Source organism: Tardiphaga sp. GW821-FHT12E02, from assembly GCF_058807155.1.
The window spans coordinates 3028218-3045783 of record NZ_JBXAQK010000001.1; the positions used below are offsets into that span (position 1 = coordinate 3028218).

Annotated in this window: 13 protein-coding genes; 12 read left to right on the forward strand and 1 reads right to left on the reverse strand. The window is 55.9% G+C overall.

The annotated features are described in order from the left end of the window. Positions 1-144: 144 nt before the first annotated feature. From AC1RQ5_RS14155 to AC1RQ5_RS14180, 6 genes are all read left to right on the forward strand, one after another. Positions 145-1299, forward strand: coding sequence for an efflux RND transporter periplasmic adaptor subunit (locus AC1RQ5_RS14155; RefSeq protein WP_493199730.1), 1155 nt, complete (start codon positions 145-147; stop codon positions 1297-1299). 18 nt (positions 1300-1317) lie between these two features. Then, the gene (locus tag AC1RQ5_RS14160; RefSeq protein WP_493199732.1) at positions 1318-4458 is read left to right on the forward strand and encodes a multidrug efflux RND transporter permease subunit; all 3141 of its coding nucleotides are present in this window, start codon (positions 1318-1320) and stop codon (positions 4456-4458) included. 89 nt (positions 4459-4547) lie between these two features. Further along, positions 4548-5978: an efflux transporter outer membrane subunit gene (locus AC1RQ5_RS14165; protein WP_493199734.1), complete on the forward strand. Its 1431-nt coding sequence runs from the start codon at positions 4548-4550 to the stop codon at positions 5976-5978. Positions 5979-6259: 281 nt separating this feature from the next. Beyond that, positions 6260-6457 (forward strand): hypothetical protein, encoded by a 198-nt coding sequence (locus AC1RQ5_RS14170; RefSeq protein WP_493199736.1) that lies wholly within the window; start codon positions 6260-6262, stop codon positions 6455-6457. 248 nt (positions 6458-6705) lie between these two features. Continuing rightward, positions 6706-6930, forward strand: a complete 225-nt coding sequence (locus tag AC1RQ5_RS14175) for a hypothetical protein (protein ID WP_493199738.1) — start codon at positions 6706-6708, stop codon at positions 6928-6930. Positions 6931-7081: 151 nt separating this feature from the next. Continuing rightward, positions 7082-7465 carry a hypothetical protein gene (locus AC1RQ5_RS14180; RefSeq protein WP_493203427.1) on the forward strand — a complete coding sequence of 128 codons (384 nt, stop codon included), beginning with the start codon at positions 7082-7084 and terminating at the stop codon, positions 7463-7465. A 456-nt stretch (positions 7466-7921) separates the two neighbouring features. On the opposite strand, the gene AC1RQ5_RS14185 is transcribed toward AC1RQ5_RS14180, so the two are convergent. Next, positions 7922-8773, reverse strand: coding sequence for a transporter family protein (locus AC1RQ5_RS14185; RefSeq protein ID WP_493199740.1), 852 nt, complete (start codon positions 8771-8773; stop codon positions 7922-7924). A gap of 562 nt (positions 8774-9335) precedes the next feature. On the opposite strand from AC1RQ5_RS14185, the gene AC1RQ5_RS14190 reads away from it, so the two are divergent. From AC1RQ5_RS14190 to AC1RQ5_RS14215, 6 genes are all read left to right on the forward strand, one after another. Continuing rightward, a complete protein-coding gene (locus AC1RQ5_RS14190) occupies positions 9336-10718 on the forward strand; it encodes an aspartate aminotransferase family protein (RefSeq protein WP_493199742.1) in 1383 nt (460 codons plus the stop codon). 126 nt (positions 10719-10844) lie between these two features. Beyond that, positions 10845-12194 (forward strand): purine-cytosine permease family protein, encoded by a 1350-nt coding sequence (locus AC1RQ5_RS14195; protein ID WP_493199743.1) that lies wholly within the window; start codon positions 10845-10847, stop codon positions 12192-12194. A 138-nt stretch (positions 12195-12332) separates the two neighbouring features. After that, entirely contained in the window at positions 12333-13520 is a 1188-nt protein-coding gene (locus AC1RQ5_RS14200; RefSeq protein WP_493203429.1) for an acyl-CoA dehydrogenase, read from the forward strand. Beyond that, complete coding sequence (locus AC1RQ5_RS14205) at positions 13520-14686, forward strand: CaiB/BaiF CoA transferase family protein (RefSeq protein ID WP_493199745.1); 1167 nt, start codon at positions 13520-13522, stop codon at positions 14684-14686. The genes AC1RQ5_RS14200 and AC1RQ5_RS14205 overlap by 1 nt, the downstream gene beginning before the upstream one ends. A gap of 63 nt (positions 14687-14749) precedes the next feature. Continuing rightward, positions 14750-16207, forward strand: coding sequence for an aldehyde dehydrogenase family protein (locus AC1RQ5_RS14210; RefSeq protein WP_493199747.1), 1458 nt, complete (start codon positions 14750-14752; stop codon positions 16205-16207). Between the two features lie 354 nt (positions 16208-16561). After that, on the forward strand, positions 16562-17515 hold the full coding sequence (locus AC1RQ5_RS14215; protein ID WP_493199749.1) for a helix-turn-helix domain-containing protein: 954 nt from the start codon (positions 16562-16564) through the stop codon (positions 17513-17515). The last annotated feature ends 51 nt before the right edge of the window (positions 17516-17566 follow it).

Here is a 17566-nt window from a genome sequence, read left to right on the forward strand (position 1 = left end):
TAATTTCAATGAGATAATGGCATCCATGTCGCGCTGCGTCGATCCGTTACCTCTTGTCTCGATCAAGCCTCAACATAATCTCCACAATTCGTCCACGCAAGGAAGCGAGGTTTATTCAGGGTCATTACGTGATTTGGACGTTGAATGCTTCGATCTCCTGTACTTACCACGCTTGCTTTCGCTCTCCCGGCCTTGGCTCTGGCGGGATGCGGTCAGGGCGGCGCCGAAACCGTTCCGACCGGCCTCGAAGCACCTCCAGCGCTTGTGACTGTTGTCACGACCAAGAAAGAAACGGTCACCATCGCTGATGAACTCCCGGGACGTGTGTCGGCATTCCGCACAGCGGAGATCCGCCCCCAAGTTGGTGGCATCATCGAAAAGCGAATGTTCGAGCAGGGATCGGAGGTTTCGGCCGAGCAACCGCTATTCCAGATCGCTCCAGAACCGTTCCGCGCGGATGTTGATATTGCTGCAGCTGCACTCGAGCGGGCAGAGGCGGGGTTGGTTCGAGCGCAGGGACGGTTCGAGCGTGCCAAGGTCTTGGTAGAAACCAGGGCAATGAGCCGCGAGGCATATGATGACAGCGTTGCGGAGCTTGCCCAAGGCAAAGCAAACGTCGCGGAAGCGAAGGCTGCTCTGCAACGTCGGCGGCTCGATCTGGCGTTTGCGACCGTGAGGACGCCGATCGCCGGACGGATTGGTCCGGCGTTGGTGAGTGAAGGCGCGTTAGCCTCCGTTTCCGGATCGAGCCCGATGGCTGTCGTTCAACAGATCGACCGCGTGTACATTGATGTGCGTCAGCCTGCGTCAGAGATCGATTCTATACGCGAAGCAACCAAGGCTGGTAGTGCGGATATCTCGAACATTCCCGTCACGATTCTGTCGGCAAGCGGAAAGCCGTATCAGCTTAAAGGCAAGGCGCTGTTTTCGGACATCAGCGTCGATCCAGGTACTGGCAACGTAACGGTACGAACGGAAGTCGAGAATCCTGATCGGACGCTACTCCCGGGGATGTACGTTCGCACTCGTATTCCAAGAGCCGTTCGTCATGATGCGGTGCTCGTTCCTCAGCAAGCGATCGTCCGTGATGCGGCAGGCCAGCCGCAGCTTGTCGTCGTTGATGCAGACAAGAAGTCCGCCCGCCGCAAGGTGACCTTGGGTGAGGTCGTTGACGGGCGCACGATCGTGACTTCCGGACTTCAACCGAACGAGGTGGTTGTCGTCATGGGGCAAGACCGTGTGCAAGATGGCGTGATTGTCGAGGCATCGCCGCTCGACGCCCCAGTCGCAAGTAACTAACAGCGGTCGGGCAGAACCATGTCTCAGTTTTTTATCAATCGTCCTGTCTTCGCTTGGGTTGTCGCAATTGTGATCATGCTGGTCGGCATCATAGCTATCCCGCAGCTCCCAGTCTCGCGTTATCCCACGATTGCGCCGCCCGGTGTCAGCATTACCGCGACGTACACCGGCGCAACACCTCGAACGATCAACGACAGTATTGTCGGTCTTATCGAGCGTGAGCTCTCCAGCGTTAAGAACCTGCTATACTTTGAAGCAACGGCCGACACTTCCGGCTCGGCCAATATTACGGCAACGTTCAAACCCGGCACCGATCCGGAGCTCGCGCAGGTCGATGTCCAAAACCGCCTCAAGGCCGCCGAACCGCGGCTGCCGGAAGTTGTTCGTCGCACGGGCGTCTACGTTCAGGCCGCGGATGCGGGGTTTCTTATGATTGTAGCGCTCGGCTCGAAGGACGGCACCTTCGACGAGCTGGCGCTTGGCGATTATTTGAACCGCAACGTCGTCAATGATCTGAAGCGCGTCGAGGGGGTAGGGCGCGTTCAAGCATTCGGTACCGAAAAGGCGATGCGTGTTTGGGTGGACCCTGCCAAGCTTGTATCGTACTCGTTGTCGCTATCCCAGGTCACCGCAGCAATCTCCGGTCAGAATGCACAGATCGCGCCCGGACGTGTGGGTGCAGAGCCGACCGTTCCGGGGCAGAAAGTCAGCATCCCTCTGACAGTCCAAGGGCAGTTGCAAACGCCAGAAGAATTCGCCGCAATCGTATTGCGCGCCGAACCTGACGGATCGAAATTGGTCCTGGGAGACGTCGCGCGTGTTGAACTTGGTGCACAAAGCCTGAACTTCATGACGTTTGGCGACGGCAAGCCTGCTACTGCTGCAGCCATACAGCTTGCCCCGGGCGCGAACGCCGTTCGTACAGCCGATGCCGTGAAGCAGCGGTTAGCTGAACTCGCTCCCGCAATGCCAAAGGGAATGAGCTTCTCCGTACCGTACGACACCGCTCCCTTCGTTAAGGTATCGATCGAGAAGGTCATCCATACACTGTTGGAAGCGATGGTGCTCGTGTTCCTGGTGATGCTGCTGTTCCTGCAGAAAATCCGGTACACGCTGATACCTGCCATTGTCGCCCCGATCGCGCTTCTCGGTACATTCGCCGTCATGCTGGTCGCCGGTTACTCGATCAACGTGTTGACGATGTTCGGCATGGTGCTGGCGATCGGCATTATCGTGGACGATGCCATCGTCGTCGTGGAGAACGTCGAGCGCATCATGGCTACGGAAAGTCTGCCCCCAAAGGAAGCGACACAGAAGGCCATGACGGAGATCACCGGAGCTGTGATCGGTGTCACGGCTGTGCTGGCGGCCGTATTCATTCCGATGGGTCTCAGCAGTGGTTCGGTCGGAGCTATCTATCGTCAGTTTACTCTGTCTATTGCCGTCTCGATCCTCTTCTCCGCATTCTTGGCGCTTACGCTGACTCCTGCACTCTGCGCAAAAATCCTGAAGCCATTGAGCCCGGATCATCACGCCAAGAGAGGCTTCTTTGGTTGGTTCAACCGCACATTTGAAAGCATGACCAACGGCTATGCTGGATGGGTTGGAAGTCTTGTGCGTCGAGCGGGCCGCATGATGGCGCTGTACGCTGTGATCGTGGCAGTCCTCGCTTACGGCTACCTGCGTCTGCCATCTTCCTTCGTACCGGCGGAGGATCAGGGAAACTATTTGACGTTGTTCTCTCTACCGGCCGACGCCACAGCGGAGCGAACACATGACGTCGTAAAGAGATATGACGAATACGTCGCCTCTCGCGATGCGACGGCAAGTAACATCTCGATCGTCGGCTTCGGCATGGCTGGTTCCGGCCCAAATGCGGCCATGTCCTTCACAACGCTGAAAGACTGGGGTGAGCGGACGTCCAGCGTGGATGAGGAGGTGGCTGGAGCAACTGCCGCCATGGCGACATCCAGGGAAGGAACGGTCATGAGCGTCAAGCCGCCTGCGATCGAATCCCTCGGCACGACCTCTGGATTTTCGCTGCGTCTTGAAGACCGGAGTAACCGCGGCGAAGCAGCGCTGCTGGAGGCCCAAAATCAACTCATCGGCCTCGCTTCTCAAAGCAAGCTGGTCACCGGCGTATATCCCGAAGGATTGCCGAACGGTCCGAGTGTGTCGCTCAAGATTGACAGGCAAAAGGCTGAAGCGTTGGGCGTGCCGTTCCCAATGATCAACGACACCCTTACGGCATCGTTGGGGTCGACTTACGTGAACGACTTCGTGAATTCGGGGCGTTTGCAGCAAGTCATCGTACAAGCAGACGCTCCGGCGCGCATGCAGATCGACGACGTGCTCAAGCTCTATGTTCGAAATAACGCGGGTGGAATGGTCGCTCTGTCCGAAGTCGTTACTCATGTATGGGGCGCCAGCCCTCTCCAGCTTGTGCGATACAATGGCTATCCGGCGTCTCGTATCGCAGGTAGTGCGGCGCCGGGCGTTTCCAGCGGCGATGCCATGAAAGAAATGGAACGTCTGGCGGCACAACTGCCTGCGGGATTCATGGTTGAGTGGACCGGGCAATCCTTGCAGGAGAAGCAATCTTCCTCTGAGGCGCCGTTGCTTCTTGGGCTATCGATGCTCGTTGTTTTTCTCGTTCTTGCTGCTCTTTATGAGAGTTGGACGGTGCCGATATCGGTAATGTTGGTAGTGCCGCTCGGCATATTCGGCGCTGTCGTTGCTGTGTCTCTCCGCGGGCTCGATAATGACGTCTTCTTCAAGGTAGGCTTGATTACGACTATCGGCCTGTCGGCGAAGAATGCGATCTTGATCGTCGAGTTCGCCAAGAAGCTTTACGGGGATGGCTACGATCTAAAGCGCGCGGTCGTAGAAGCGGCAAGGCTTCGTCTGCGGCCAATCTTGATGACGTCATTAGCGTTCGCTCTCGGCGTGGTCCCGCTGATGATCGCCAGCGGCGCAAGTGCAGAAACGCAAAGAGCAATTGGCACCGGCGTCTTCGGCGGAATGGTCTCGGCCACCATTCTCGCAGTCTTTTTCGTTCCCATATTCTACTTCATCATTGTCCGTATCTTTGGTGGAAAGGCGCCAGCAACGCGGGCTCTCTCGGACGGCGTCAAATCGGTACCAGAGGTCCGGCCATGAGAGTTCAACGATCTGAAACGGGCCGGCCTCCGTGCCGCGGTGCCGTTCGATGCTTCTGGACACAAGCTATCGTTATTTCGTTTGCGACGATGTTGGGTGGCTGTGCTGTTGGTCCGGATTATATGGTGCCGTCTATGTCGCTCCATCCGAATTGGACAGGGGCTGACAGGAACCAGATCACTGCTGTACCGGATCTCCACCGCTGGTGGTCTCGAATGCACGACCCGGTCCTTAATCGACTCATTGAAGAAGCGGTCGACGGGAACCTGGACGTAGCGACTGCCAAGGCACGGGTGCAAGAGGCGAGGGCGACCTATGATCAAAGCGTAGGAACTCTTTTCCCGACGGTCAGAAACTCGGACTCCGCAGCACGTCAGCGTGTCGTGACGGCAATCCCGGGTACGGCATTCGCTCCACAAGAGTTGAATCAATACCAGGCGGGCTTCGATGCAAGCTGGGAGCTCGACTTTTTCGGCAAGAACCAGCGCGGCATCGAGGCCGCAGGCTATACGCAAGAGGCCGTCGAAGATCAGTTGAGCCAAGCCCTGCTTACACTGGTCGGTGATGTATCGGCAAATTATGTTGCGGCACGAGGATATCAGGCTCGCATTTCTCTAGCCCAGCGTACGAGCATCGCACAGCGAGAGACAGTTCGTCTCACTCAGGAACGTCTGAGTGCAGGGGCGGCATCCGCGGTTGACCTCGCGAATGCGACGGGACAGGCGAATTCAACGGAAGCCGCCATACCAAGCCTGCAGATCTCCTACGCGCAGTACGTCAATCGTCTGAGCGTTCTGCTTGGTCGATCTCCGGGAGACTTGTCGGAGCGAATGAGGCGAGCTGCGCCGATTCCGAAGCCCCGTCTTCCGCTTCCGGTCGGGATACCGTCGGATGTTTTGATTGCGCGTCCTGACGTACGTCAGGCGGAGCGGCTGCTGGCGGCGTCGACTGCACGCATCGGGCAGGCCGAAGCGGCCAGATACCCTACGGTCAGTCTAACTGGAAACATTTCCACGACTGCGCTCAATATCGGTGATGTCGGGAAGAACTCGACGATCGGATGGGCGTTTGGTCCGACTTTGAATGTTCCCATTTTCAATGGCGGGCAGTTGAGGGCCGCGGTGGAAATCGCGCAGGCGCGTCGGGACCAGAATTTCGTTGCTTACCACGGCGCGGTTCTTCGTGCTCTTGAAGAAGTTGAGAACGCACTTGTGTCGCTCTCCCACGAGCGGCAACGGATATCGAAGCTAACGGCTTCCGTTGCCTCTTATAGAGAGGCTGCGACTTTGTCCCGATCGCTCTATCAGAACGGATCCGCCAGCTTCTTGTCCGTGCTCGACGCAGAGCGATCGCTATACGCAGCTGAAGATGCTTTGGTTCAAAGCCGAATTCTTCTCGTGACGAGTTTCGTCGCACTCAACAAGGCACTTGGTGGCGGTTGGAGCGGGGCCGTCGATGTGTCGGTACCGGTGGTTGCGGATGCGAACATGCAACCGCGTCTCAAAGGAGGCCGACGTTGAGGAAGACGACTGTAGCAATTGTCCTCGCAGCAATACGGGCTTTGCTGATCCCGAATGAAAGCATGGCGAGCGGCTACGTCGCCTTTGCCGAAACGAACATGAATGTTTGGGCGGGACCTAGCACAGGTTATCCGACAGTAGGGCTCCTCATGAAGGGGCGAGAAATGAAGGTCCACGGCTGTCTCTGGCGATACACGTGGTGCGACGTAAGCACATCGCGGTTTCGGGGGTGGGTACTGGCACGGAATATCCAAACTCTCAGCGGAACGCGCCGAACACACATGCCTGTCATTGCCGCCGAGATGTCCGTTCCGAAAATCACATACGATCGTCGAGGCTATTGGAGCGAATTCTATCGTGAACGTGAATTCTATTCCAGTTTCGATCGCTGGAACGGCGTGAAGTGGGACGGCGGCGGAGAAGGAAATCACTTTGGATCGTACGATGCAGACGAGCACGTTCGTGGGGCAAACCGGTGAAGCGCCTATGCGAGAGCGCACATATGTCAGGCGACGGGATCAATCTGAATTATCGGAATGCATCACGTTGGGGGATCGCGTTCGGATGAGTGAGTTCGGGCGAGAGAGACATCCTTCGTACGGGATGCGCGAGGGCGTAGTGGTTGGTATGGGATCAATCAACTCTTTGCGCGTGAAGTTCGATGATCGAAACACGATTCAGGCGATCCATCGAAACTATTTGGAGATCGCGCCAGAGATCACAGAGAATGAGTGATGTCGTCCGAAGAATGGGGTGGACGATTGATGAAAGACGGATGTTCTCAAGCGGAGATCGAGTGAGAATAAATCGTGTTGGAGCGGAGCGCAACCCAAGCATGAGCGGTCTTGAGGGAACAGTTTTCGATGTGCGTCCTGGCGACGTCGTGCGCGTCAAGTTCGACGGTCGTGTCTATGTCCAGCCGATTCATCAAGGTCTACTAGAGCGGATTTAGAGATCGAAGAGAAAGAGTGTGAGGGGATGGCAGACCGAACCAGGCGGCATCCGACACAGGCTTCACTGATGATTTCTTCAATTTTGAAGCGGTCGATCATTCTCAAAGGTCGGCGGGCATCCGCGTCTCCGGCAACGTCAATCTGGCTGCGCTGCAGGTGCTGAACGCCACGAATATCCAGGTGCAGGGGACAATGACGGGCATTCCGACCGTGCAGGCGCCAAGCATCAGTGCTGCGCTGTCCACCTCGAATGCCACCGCGGCGACACAGCAGACCGCTACCCCGACGCAATCAGCCAATGCGCAGCCCTCGGTGATCATCGTCGAAGTGCTGGGCTATGGCGGTGGGACAGATCAAAATCAAAATGACGACGAACAACGTCGACATCGGGATCGGCGCAGCAGCGGCTATGACACGAACAATCAGATCCGCGTATTGGGGAATGGTGGTTTTTCAGAGGATGACACGAAGCAGTTGACGGCATCCGAACGTGAGACGCTTGCGACCAGATTTGCAGCACCAGGCCCTCGTTGAATTGAGGGGCTGATCATCCGTGGGCTTTCGACTGCGCGCACGTCGCGCTGGTCCGATAGCCACGGTTCAAGGGCCCCGGTTAAAAGTGATGGGGTTCAGAAGACAGTTTCGGGGCCAGGCAATTTCGGCACGCTCAACGAGGACATCATTCAAGCGAGCATCCTGCGCGCCGCATCTGCGACCGAGATGGATCTCTTTGATGCCTCTCCGATAGTCGAAAGTTGGGCGTTTGATGCGCAGGACCATCCTTGCCGCAGCGACGGACCCGAGACGCGTGATATCTATATCGCGATTTGGATTTTGATCCCTTAAAGCTCAAGCTCCGATGCTTTCGGTGAATGCGCCTTATTTCAGTGCACTTAGCGTCTTTCACGGCGAATTTTAGAGCCAGAGCTAATGTTTGCATCTGAACGACGGTGGAGCAAAAAAGAGCCCCGCTCGGGGGCTCTTCAAATCCTAGTACTTGGTGAACAAGCGCGGCTTTTGCGACGGCTGTTCGGGCGTCCAAAGCGGGAATGACAAATCAGTCCAGACCCGCGTTTCATCTCCACCATAGTTGGTTTGAGCCAAAGTGCGGGTCGCCTTGATCCGCAGAGCAGCAGGTCCGAAATCGTAACCGACAAGGCCGCCTAATGCGACCTGCTTCTGAACGGCATAAGCCGCAAATGGCCGATTAAGATCACTTGAAGCGAATCCAACCAGGCCGACTTCCCATTTGCCGATCTTCTTAGTCGCAGTCAGATCGAAATTCAGGTAGTTGGGCGCGGTGGTAATGCCGGTATTCTGATCGGAGCCTGGCAGACCCCAGATGAAACGGCCGGTCAAATTCCAACCGTCTGCCACATAGCTCAGGCCGAATTTCTGCTCGAACGTGAAAAAGTTTCCAGCGACTGACGATTTGTAGGGGACGTAACCGCCGACGGTATAGCCCGCCTTGAATCCTCCACCGAGATCCCAGCCAAAATGAGCCGCACCAAACGGGTTGAACATTCCGTTCACATAAGAGGTGTTGGTCTGACCGACGTCTACCCAAGCGGGGGCCGCCTCAATAGCGAGACTTGCTCCAAATACCTTCCAGGGCGTTGCCCAAAAGAAATCCGGAATGACCACGCCGACTGACGTATCAGCCCGCGTTCCGTAGTCAGCAATCCCAGTGAAGTATAGACCTTCAGGAACGGGACCTACCGCAAATCCGGTTGTTCGGCCAGGCGCAGTTTGTGATCCTGCATTAGCCGCTCCACAGGACGTAACTAGAGCCATCGTCACTGATGTGAGTAGTTTTCTCGCGAACGAGCTCATAATCTTCATTTCCCCTCCAGGCAAAAATTGGCTTGGTTCAGGGAATATCCGGTGACGAAGGCGTAATCGGATATCAGAAGTATGAATTAAGCTGATCAAGCTGAAGCATGCGGCGCACCGCGAAGCGGATGAGTCACAATGAACCGCAAAGTTCAAAATGAGCTTCGTTCTGGCGGTATTTGAGCCACAATCTATCGCGAGCGCCATCGGTCGATCTGATGCGAGACAACATGTTTGCCGCCGCTGTAGTCCAAGACAGTCAGAAGTCACCTCGTTGCTCATAGATCTGATTCCCCGACGAACAGTCAGGAGAAGTCGACGTCGTAGAGCGGCCGATCAGAATTAATGCGTCACAACTGATTTTCGCCGTGACGCTTTTCATCCAGATTTTAGACGCTTTCCGACGAGCCAAAACAAGAAATCAAAATGTATGAAAGCAGGTGCGGACTTTCGGAATGCCATGTCGCATTCGCCTAAAAGAGACGAACGCCGCGACGATCTGATGTCGGTCAGTTGATCGTCCGAAATCGACCAAAGAGTAGTTAGCAAATAACCGAGATTGGAAGTGGGAATGGAGGCGATATCAAACTCGCTAGCGCACGCGGATATCACGAGTACGCTGCATCCATACACCAACCTGCGCCAGCATGAGGCGAACGGCCCGCTAGTCATTTCGAGGGGGGACGGGATCCGCGTCTACGATGATCAAGGTCGGGAATACATCGAGGGACTAGCGGGCCTCTGGTCCGTAGCTCTCGGATTCTCTGAAAAGCGGCTGGCGGACGCCGCTTATCAGCAGATGCGAAAGCTGCCTTTTTACCACACATTCTCGTCGAAATCCCACGAGCCATCGATCCGGTTGGCGCAGAAGCTGGTGGAGATAACTCCGGATAATTTAACGCGCGCGTTCTTTACCTCGTCAGGTTCTGAAGCGAACGACAGTATCGTCAAGATGATCTGGTACATGAACAACGCGCTGGGACGACCAAAGAAGAAGAAGTTTTTAGCTCGCCAAAAGGGCTACCATGGCGTCACGGTCGCAGCAGGGAGCTTGACTGGGTTGCCGATCAACCATCGTGATTTCGATCTACCGGCAATACCGGTGCGTCACCTGAGTTGCCCTCATTTTTACCGCTACGGTCAAGACGGTGAAAGCGAGCAAGCGTATACAGCGCGACTCCTCGCTGAACTGAATGCGGTTATTGCCGATGAAGGCGCTGACACCATCGCTGCATTTATCGGGGAGCCGCTCATGGCGGCGGGCGGCGTATTACCGCCACCTGCCGGGTATTGGGAAGGCGTGGAGAAAATCTGTCGGGAAAACAAAATTCTCGTTGTTGCGGACGAAGTGATCTGCGGATTTGGGCGTCTCGGCACCGCGTTCGGTTGCCAAAAGTATAATTTCACGCCGGACGTCATGACACTATCGAAGCAGCTGAGCTCTTCATATCTGCCGCTTGGCGCTGTCATGGTGTCGGAGCCAATATACCAGGCTATCGCAGATAATTCAGCGGCAGTCGGTAGCTTTGGGCATGGGTTCACCGCAACCGGGCATCCCGTAGCGGCAGCTGTCGCACTTGAAAATATAGCGATCATCGAAGAGCGCGAATTGATCAATCATGTCGGTCGCGTTGAAGGAGTATTCCAATCGGGCATTCGGGCGTTCGCTGATCACCCTTTGGTGGGAGATGTCCGTGGCACTGGTCTTATTGGCGCGATCGAGATTGTAGCCGATAAATCGAGCAAGCGCTCCTTTGCTCAAGCCGGGCGTGCTGGCGCCATCTCCGTTCGCATTGCGCAAGAAGAAGGGCTCATCTATCGCGCAATAGGCGACCAGATAGCGTTGTGCCCGCCTCTGATCGTTACAGAGAGTGATATTCACGAAATCATGGCACGTATGAAACGCACGCTGGAGCGACTTGAAATCGCGATCGCTGAAGAAGGCATCGTATGACGCCTCAAACAAAGCATCTTCCAAAATAAAAAGCGACATCGACCAAGGCGGAAATATCACCGCTGGCGACGAGTAGCGAAGAAGAAAAGACCATTTCCAAGCAACATCTCAAACGGGGAGAATACCATGGCTGGATCAATTGAAAAACTTGAAGGAGACGATTTCTCGGATCGACCGGTGCCGGTGGACCAACGTATGGCCGCGTTTCCATTAACGATGGCGTGGTGGTCGGTCTGCTCAGCAATGTTCTACCTGGTGGTCGCGGCAACGCTTGCGTTGGCATACGGAGCGCGTAACGCCATCATCGGCATGGTGCTGACGGTAATCGTCTATGGAATTATTGCAGCAATCCTGACGCGCCATGCTGTTCGCACCGGACTCAGTGTTTCGCTATTCTCGCGAATTCTTCTTGGTCGCAGCGGTGCCGCGATCGCAACGCTGATCTATTTTGCTACCGCGACATACTATGCGGTGTTCGAGGGGTCGGTTATCTCCGTCGCACTCTCGAAATATGCGGGAATAAGTCAGACGGTCTCCGCGCTCATCGTTGCGGTATCATCTGTTCTGCTAATTCTCGGCTCGATCCGCAATTGGCTGGACAAGTTTAACGGAGTTCTTTTGCCATTCTACTTGCTGGGCCTAGGCGCTGCAGTGGTCCTTACGATCATGTCGCACGGCTATTCGGACGCATGGCTCAATCTGGGTCCAGAGGGCGGGGCTCCCGCAGGCGGATGGTGGAACTGCTTCGTTGCCTATATGGGCGTGTGGGTGGTGTTGATGTACAACTATGACTACGCACGCTTCGGCAAGGTCGAGGATCGTTCGTATCACAGCTTGTTCAACTTTGGATCTCCGTTCTACGTCGTGACGTTCCTTATCAACGGCCTGATCGGAATCTTTCTTGCCGCGAACCTGCCGACTGAGGGCGCAGTTTCCGAGGTGTCGGTGGTGTTCGCGCTAATCGCCCTCATGGGGTTGGCCGGACTTCTATTTGTGTGGATTTCGCAGGCTCGTATCAACACTGCAAATTATTACCTGGCGGCGGTCAATCTAGAAAGCTTCGCCGAACTTACTATCGGCCTGCGTCTCCCGCGCCTTGTGTGGGCCTGCCTCATCGGTGTCATCAGCTACGTTTTGATGCTCGCGGATGTATTCTCCTACATTCTCCAGGCCCTCGCGTGGCAAGGGATTTTCGTCGTCGCATGGGTCGCGATTGCGGTGGTCCATATACTTGCCAACGACAAGATCGAAAGCGATCCGGAGAAGGCCGGGCGCCTCCTGGCCGGTGCAACACCGATCGATGTTGTCGGTATTAGTTCATGGTGTCTGGGATCAGTGGCAGGCATTGCCCTTCATGTAGCAGGCGGATCACTGGGTACGTTTTCGGCGCCTGTTACCGCTGTGATCGCAGCTGCCTCATACGGGGGTCTGAGGGCGTTGACTCAGAAACGCGTTGTCGCGAGCGGCGTCTCCTGATCGTCAGGACGGATCCCAAGGCTAAACAACAACAACCGGTCGATCGCGGCGATGTCGCTATCGACCGGAAATATGATCCAGGAGGTTAGTTTGAGCCAGAACGTAGAAAAGAATGCAAGCACGCGGCAGGATCGAAACGTGACGACGCGTGGGTCACTCGTCTGGAGCGATCCGTTTCTTCTCGACGATCAATTGACTGAAGACGAGAGACTGATCCGCGACAGCGCGGCTGCTTTCGCAGAATCCGAGCTTCAGCCGCGTATCAATGTGGCATATCTGAACGAGGAATTTGATAAGGGGCTTTTCAAGCTTATGGGCCAGGCCGGGCTTCTCGGTGTCACACTTCCCGAGGAATACGGTGCAGCCGAGGCGTCATACGTCGCTTACGGAGTCATTGCCCGCGAGATCGAGCGTGTAGACTCCGGTTACAGATCGATGATGAGTGTCCAATCTTCGCTCGTGATTTACCCGATTTATGCGTATGGCTCCGCCGAACAACGGAAGAAGTATCTGCCGGGTCTGATTGCGGGGGAACTCATCGGTTGCTTTGGTTTGACAGAACCTGACGCGGGTTCGGATCCGGGTGGGATGAAAACACGGGCCGAAAAGTCAGCAGCGGGTTATCGGCTCTATGGGGCGAAGACGTGGATATCGAACTCTCCGGTCGCTGACGTCTTCGTAGTCTGGGCTAAATCGGAAGCTCACAACGGAGAGATTCGCGGCTTCATCCTGGACCGAGGATTACAGGGACTTTCAACTCCCAAAATCGGCGGTAAGCTATCCTTGCGCGCATCGATCACTGGCGAAATCGTGCTTGATGGAGTTGAGGTTCCCGACGACGCCTTGTTGCCCGGAGCCTCCGGCCTAGCCGGTCCATTCGGATGTTTGAACCGCGCACGCTATGGCATTTCGTGGGGGGTATTAGGTGCCGCGGAAGATTGCTGGTTTCGTGCGCGCCAATATGGGCTCGATCGCAAGCAGTTCAAGAGGCCACTCGCTGCGACGCAACTGTTCCAGAAGAAGCTTGCCGATATGCAAACCGAAATCGCGATCGGTCTGCAGGCTGCATTACGTGTAGGTCGGCTGATGGACGAGAACCGGTTTGCGCCGGAAATGGTTTCGTTGATCAAGCGCAATAACTGCGGCAAGGCGCTCGATATCGCACGCATGTCGCGCGACATGCATGGCGGGAATGGAATCCAGGCGGAGTACCAAGTCATTCGTCATTCGCAGAATCTCGAAACGGTGAATACATACGAGGGGACACATGACGTTCATGCGCTGATCCTGGGTCGTGCGCAAACAGGCCTGCAGGCTTTCACGTAATGGGAGTAGCAGCAGGAAATGCGGCTGCGCCGCTTGCGGGTTTGAAGGTTGTCGAACTCGCGCGCATCCTCGCCGGGCCTTGGATCGGTCAAACTCTAGCCGATCTCGGCGCCGAAGTCATTAAAGTTGAAAGCCCAAGCGGCGACGATACCCGTGTTTGGGGGCCTCCTTTCATCGAGAGGTCAGACCGCTCTGGCAGCACCGAGCGATCCGCTGCCTACTTCCATGCCGCGAATCGCGGCAAGAGTTCGGTGATTTGCGACTTCAACGACGCTGGAGACCTCCGCCGCGTCAAGTCGCTTATTGCTGATGCGGATGTATTGATTGAGAACTTCAAAGTAGACGGGCTGAAAAAGTATGGGCTCGATTACAACAGTGTGTCTGCTGTAAATCCGCGCCTAGTTTACTGCTCGGTGACCGGGTTCGGGCAGAGTGGCCCTCGTGCGCCGCAGCCGGGCTACGATTTTGTCGTTCAAGGTATGTGTGGAATCATGGATCTCACCGGTGATCCGGAAGGAGAGCCGCAAAAGGTTGGTGTTGCGTGCATTGACATCTTTACCGGTCTTTATGGCGTGATCGGAATCCAGGCGGCCTTGGCGGAGCGACAGCGCTCCGGGATGGGGCAGCATGTAGACGTCGCGTTGTTTGATGTTGGCGTAGCGATTTTGGCGAACCAAGCGATGAATTACTTCGCTGATCAACAATCGCCGAGACGGATAGGAAACGCTCACCCGAATGTCGTGCCTTACCAGGTTTTCCCGTGCGCAGATGGTTATCTGATCATTGCTTGCGGAAACGATCGCCAATTCTTGTCGCTCTGCGAAATGCTCGGTCTGCGGAGCATTGCGATAGACCCCAGGTTCGCGGTCAACGAGGCGCGGGTCACGAACCGGAAAGCTCTTACAGATTTGATTGCGGAGCGCACGGCTTTAATCCGGAAGGCCGATCTGATTGCGGGTCTGGAGGCGGCGGGTGTTCCCGGCGGACCTATCAATTCAGTCGCGGAGGCCATCGGTGACGATCAGATCGCGGCTCGGGGGCTTTGCGTTGTTGCGGACGGGGTTCCGGGTCTCAGGACGCCGATAACGCTCTCACGCAGCGTGTCTCATGCCGGGCGGCCAGCACCTCGGCTTGGGGAAGGGACGTGGGAATTTGCGTCGCAGTGACGCTGTGCGCTCAAGTCGGTGCATTCGGGGCAGGATCGCTCTTGGGAGACAGTGGAGGTTTCGGTGAAGAATTTCGTGGGTCTGGGTGATCCCTGCCGCAACTATGTTGGTGGAGAATGGATCGCGGGCAGTGACGTTCGTGCAAACACGAATCCCTCCGACCGCTCCGACACTATCGGTCTTTATTGTTCGGCTGATGCCGCGGATGTTGACGCCGCAGCAGAAGCCGCTGCCGCTGCGCAGAGAGGCTGGGCGCGCGTCTCGCTCCAGACCCGTGTGGATTTGCTATGGCGGATAGCCGCGTTGATCGAGGCGAGATCGACGGAGATAGCCACGATGCTGTCGCGGGAAGAAGGAAAAGTCTTCTTAGAAGCACTCGGTGAGACGCGGCGCGCCGTTCAAATATTTAGGTTCTTCGCGGGTGAGGCGTTACGCATTCCAGGGGAATCGATTGGTTCGATAAGAAGCAACGTCGATGTTGAAATAACCAGGGAGCCACTAGGTGTAGTAGGCATTATAACGCCTTGGAATTTTCCGATCGCGATTCCGGCTTGGAAGATAGCGCCTGCTCTCGCATATGGAAATGGCGTTGTTTTCAAGCCCGCCGAATTAACACCCGGCACGGCTTGGATTTTGGCTCAGATCATTGCTGAGGCTGGCGCGCCAGCGGGGCTCTTTAATTTGGTTATGGGATCCGGGTCGATAATTGGTCCGGCGATGCTAGAACATTCGAAAATTGCGGCCATCTCATTTACGGGCTCTGTTTCGGTCGGTCGGAGTATCGCTGTAGCGGCTGCTGCCCGCATGAAGAAAGTGCAACTTGAGATGGGCGGTCGAAATGCCGTCATCGTCTTGGAGGACGCAGATCTGTCTCTGGCAGTTGATGCGTGTCTTGACGGAGCGTTTTTCTCGACCGGACAGCGTTGTACTGCGTCGTCCCGATTCATTGTCGAAGCGAAAGTACACGATCAGTTTGTTGATGCCCTCCACCAACGGATGAAGTCGCTTCGTGTTGGTCCCGCCCTAGACGCGGCCTCTCAGATCGGTCCCGTGGTGTCTGAAGGTCAGTTAAAAAGTAATCTCGCATACGTCTCGCTCGGGCGCGATGAAGGCTGCGAGGTTGTAGGCGATACACGGGTCGATGCCGCTACGGATGGCTTTTTTCAGCGTCCCACCTTACTTCTAAATGCCCAGCCCCAGATGCGCAGCGCGCGTGAAGAAATCTTTGGCCCGGTTGCAAGCGTCATACGAGTGTCGTCGTTCGAAGAGGCTCTTGCTGTTGCGAATGACACCGAGTTCGGGTTGGCTGCGGGTATTTTTACGCGCGATCTGCGGGCGGCCCGTGAATTTCGCAAGCGGGCTCAGGTGGGCATGGCCATGGTCAATCTGCCGACTGCAGGGGTGGATTATCACGTCCCCTTTGGCGGTCGAAAAGCTAGCTCTTATGGCGCGCGTGAGCAGGGGCGCTATGCTTCAGAGTTCTATACGGTCGTGAAGACGAGCTATCTTTTTGCGGGATAAAGCTGCCAGACGGTGAGCGGGGGTGGGAACAAGAGGAGACACCGCGCCATCGACACCACCGCCACCGAGGCACGCAATCGGCGAAGGTTGGGTATTGAAGGCAAGGGATAGGGACAACCCACACGGCAAGCGCTTACCGCTGCCTTGGCTAGCGTGTTCCAGGTCAAGCGCCCTCCGTGACCGGTTCAACCGACCACGGTTAAATCCAGCGGTAAAAAGATAACGATTTGTCACCAGGGCCGCTGATTTCAGAAGTTTTGTACGTTTTTAAGCAAGAGAAGGTGGCCGCGTCGTGCGACACATATCCGTCATTGATTGTGCACTCGACGAAGATACGCGGCACAGGAGGGAAGCGTGAAGTATGTGATCGAAGCGGCGGACTCCGCTCTCCATAAAGATGCATGGCGCCGGGCAGTGACGGAAACATATTTCCCGTTGGACACCGAGTATCGCTGCAAAGGCGGATTTTCCGGATCCTTGGAAAACTGGTCGCTTGGGATTGTGAATGTCTCGAAGATGCAGTGCGATGGCGTCCTTTATCGACGACATCAGCGTCATTTTCTCAGCGAGCAAGATTCGAGCATACTGATCACGCTGCCTGAATTGAGTGACGTCAATTTCTCTCAGGGGTCTCGTAGTACGAGATGCTCGGTCGGCTCATTCCTCGTAGAACGCGGCGATCAGCCTTACGAGTTTTGGCACGACAATCCAAATTCGCTGTGGGTCTTGAAGGTATCGACATCGAGCATCCGGTCCCGCATCGGCTCGACCGATCGTATCGGCTCTCTGATCTTCGACGCCGAACAAGGCGTAGCGTCATACTTCGTTGGCGCGACCAAAACCGCTATCGCGCACATCGATGTCATGGACGAAACGGCTCGAGAAGCGGCTGGCATGCATATTCTCGAAATGTTGTGCCTGGCAATCAAACGCGATGATCGGGTTCTTGACAGTTCGATCTCGTCGATCCGCGCGGCACATTTGCGTCGCGCCGAACAATGCATTCGCGAAAATCTCAAGGATCTTGATTTGACGTCGCAATCAGTGGCCGATGCGTGTGGAATATCTCTGCGCTATCTGCAGCGACTGTTTGCGGATAGCGATCAATCGATCAACGGGTTTATTCGCGAGAACCGACTAACGCGTTGCGCGGAAGAGCTCGCCCAGACGACAAATATGATCTCCCTCGCGGAAATCGCCTATCGGTGGGGTTTCTCGGATCAGTCGCAGTTCTGCAAGCACTACAAGGCGCGGTTCGGTGTTACGCCCTCCGAGGCTAGACGACGATCGCGGATAACCTCCGACTAGCGCCTAGCGCTCGGTCCCACAAGCCTAACCAATAATTTTAAACGCATCCAA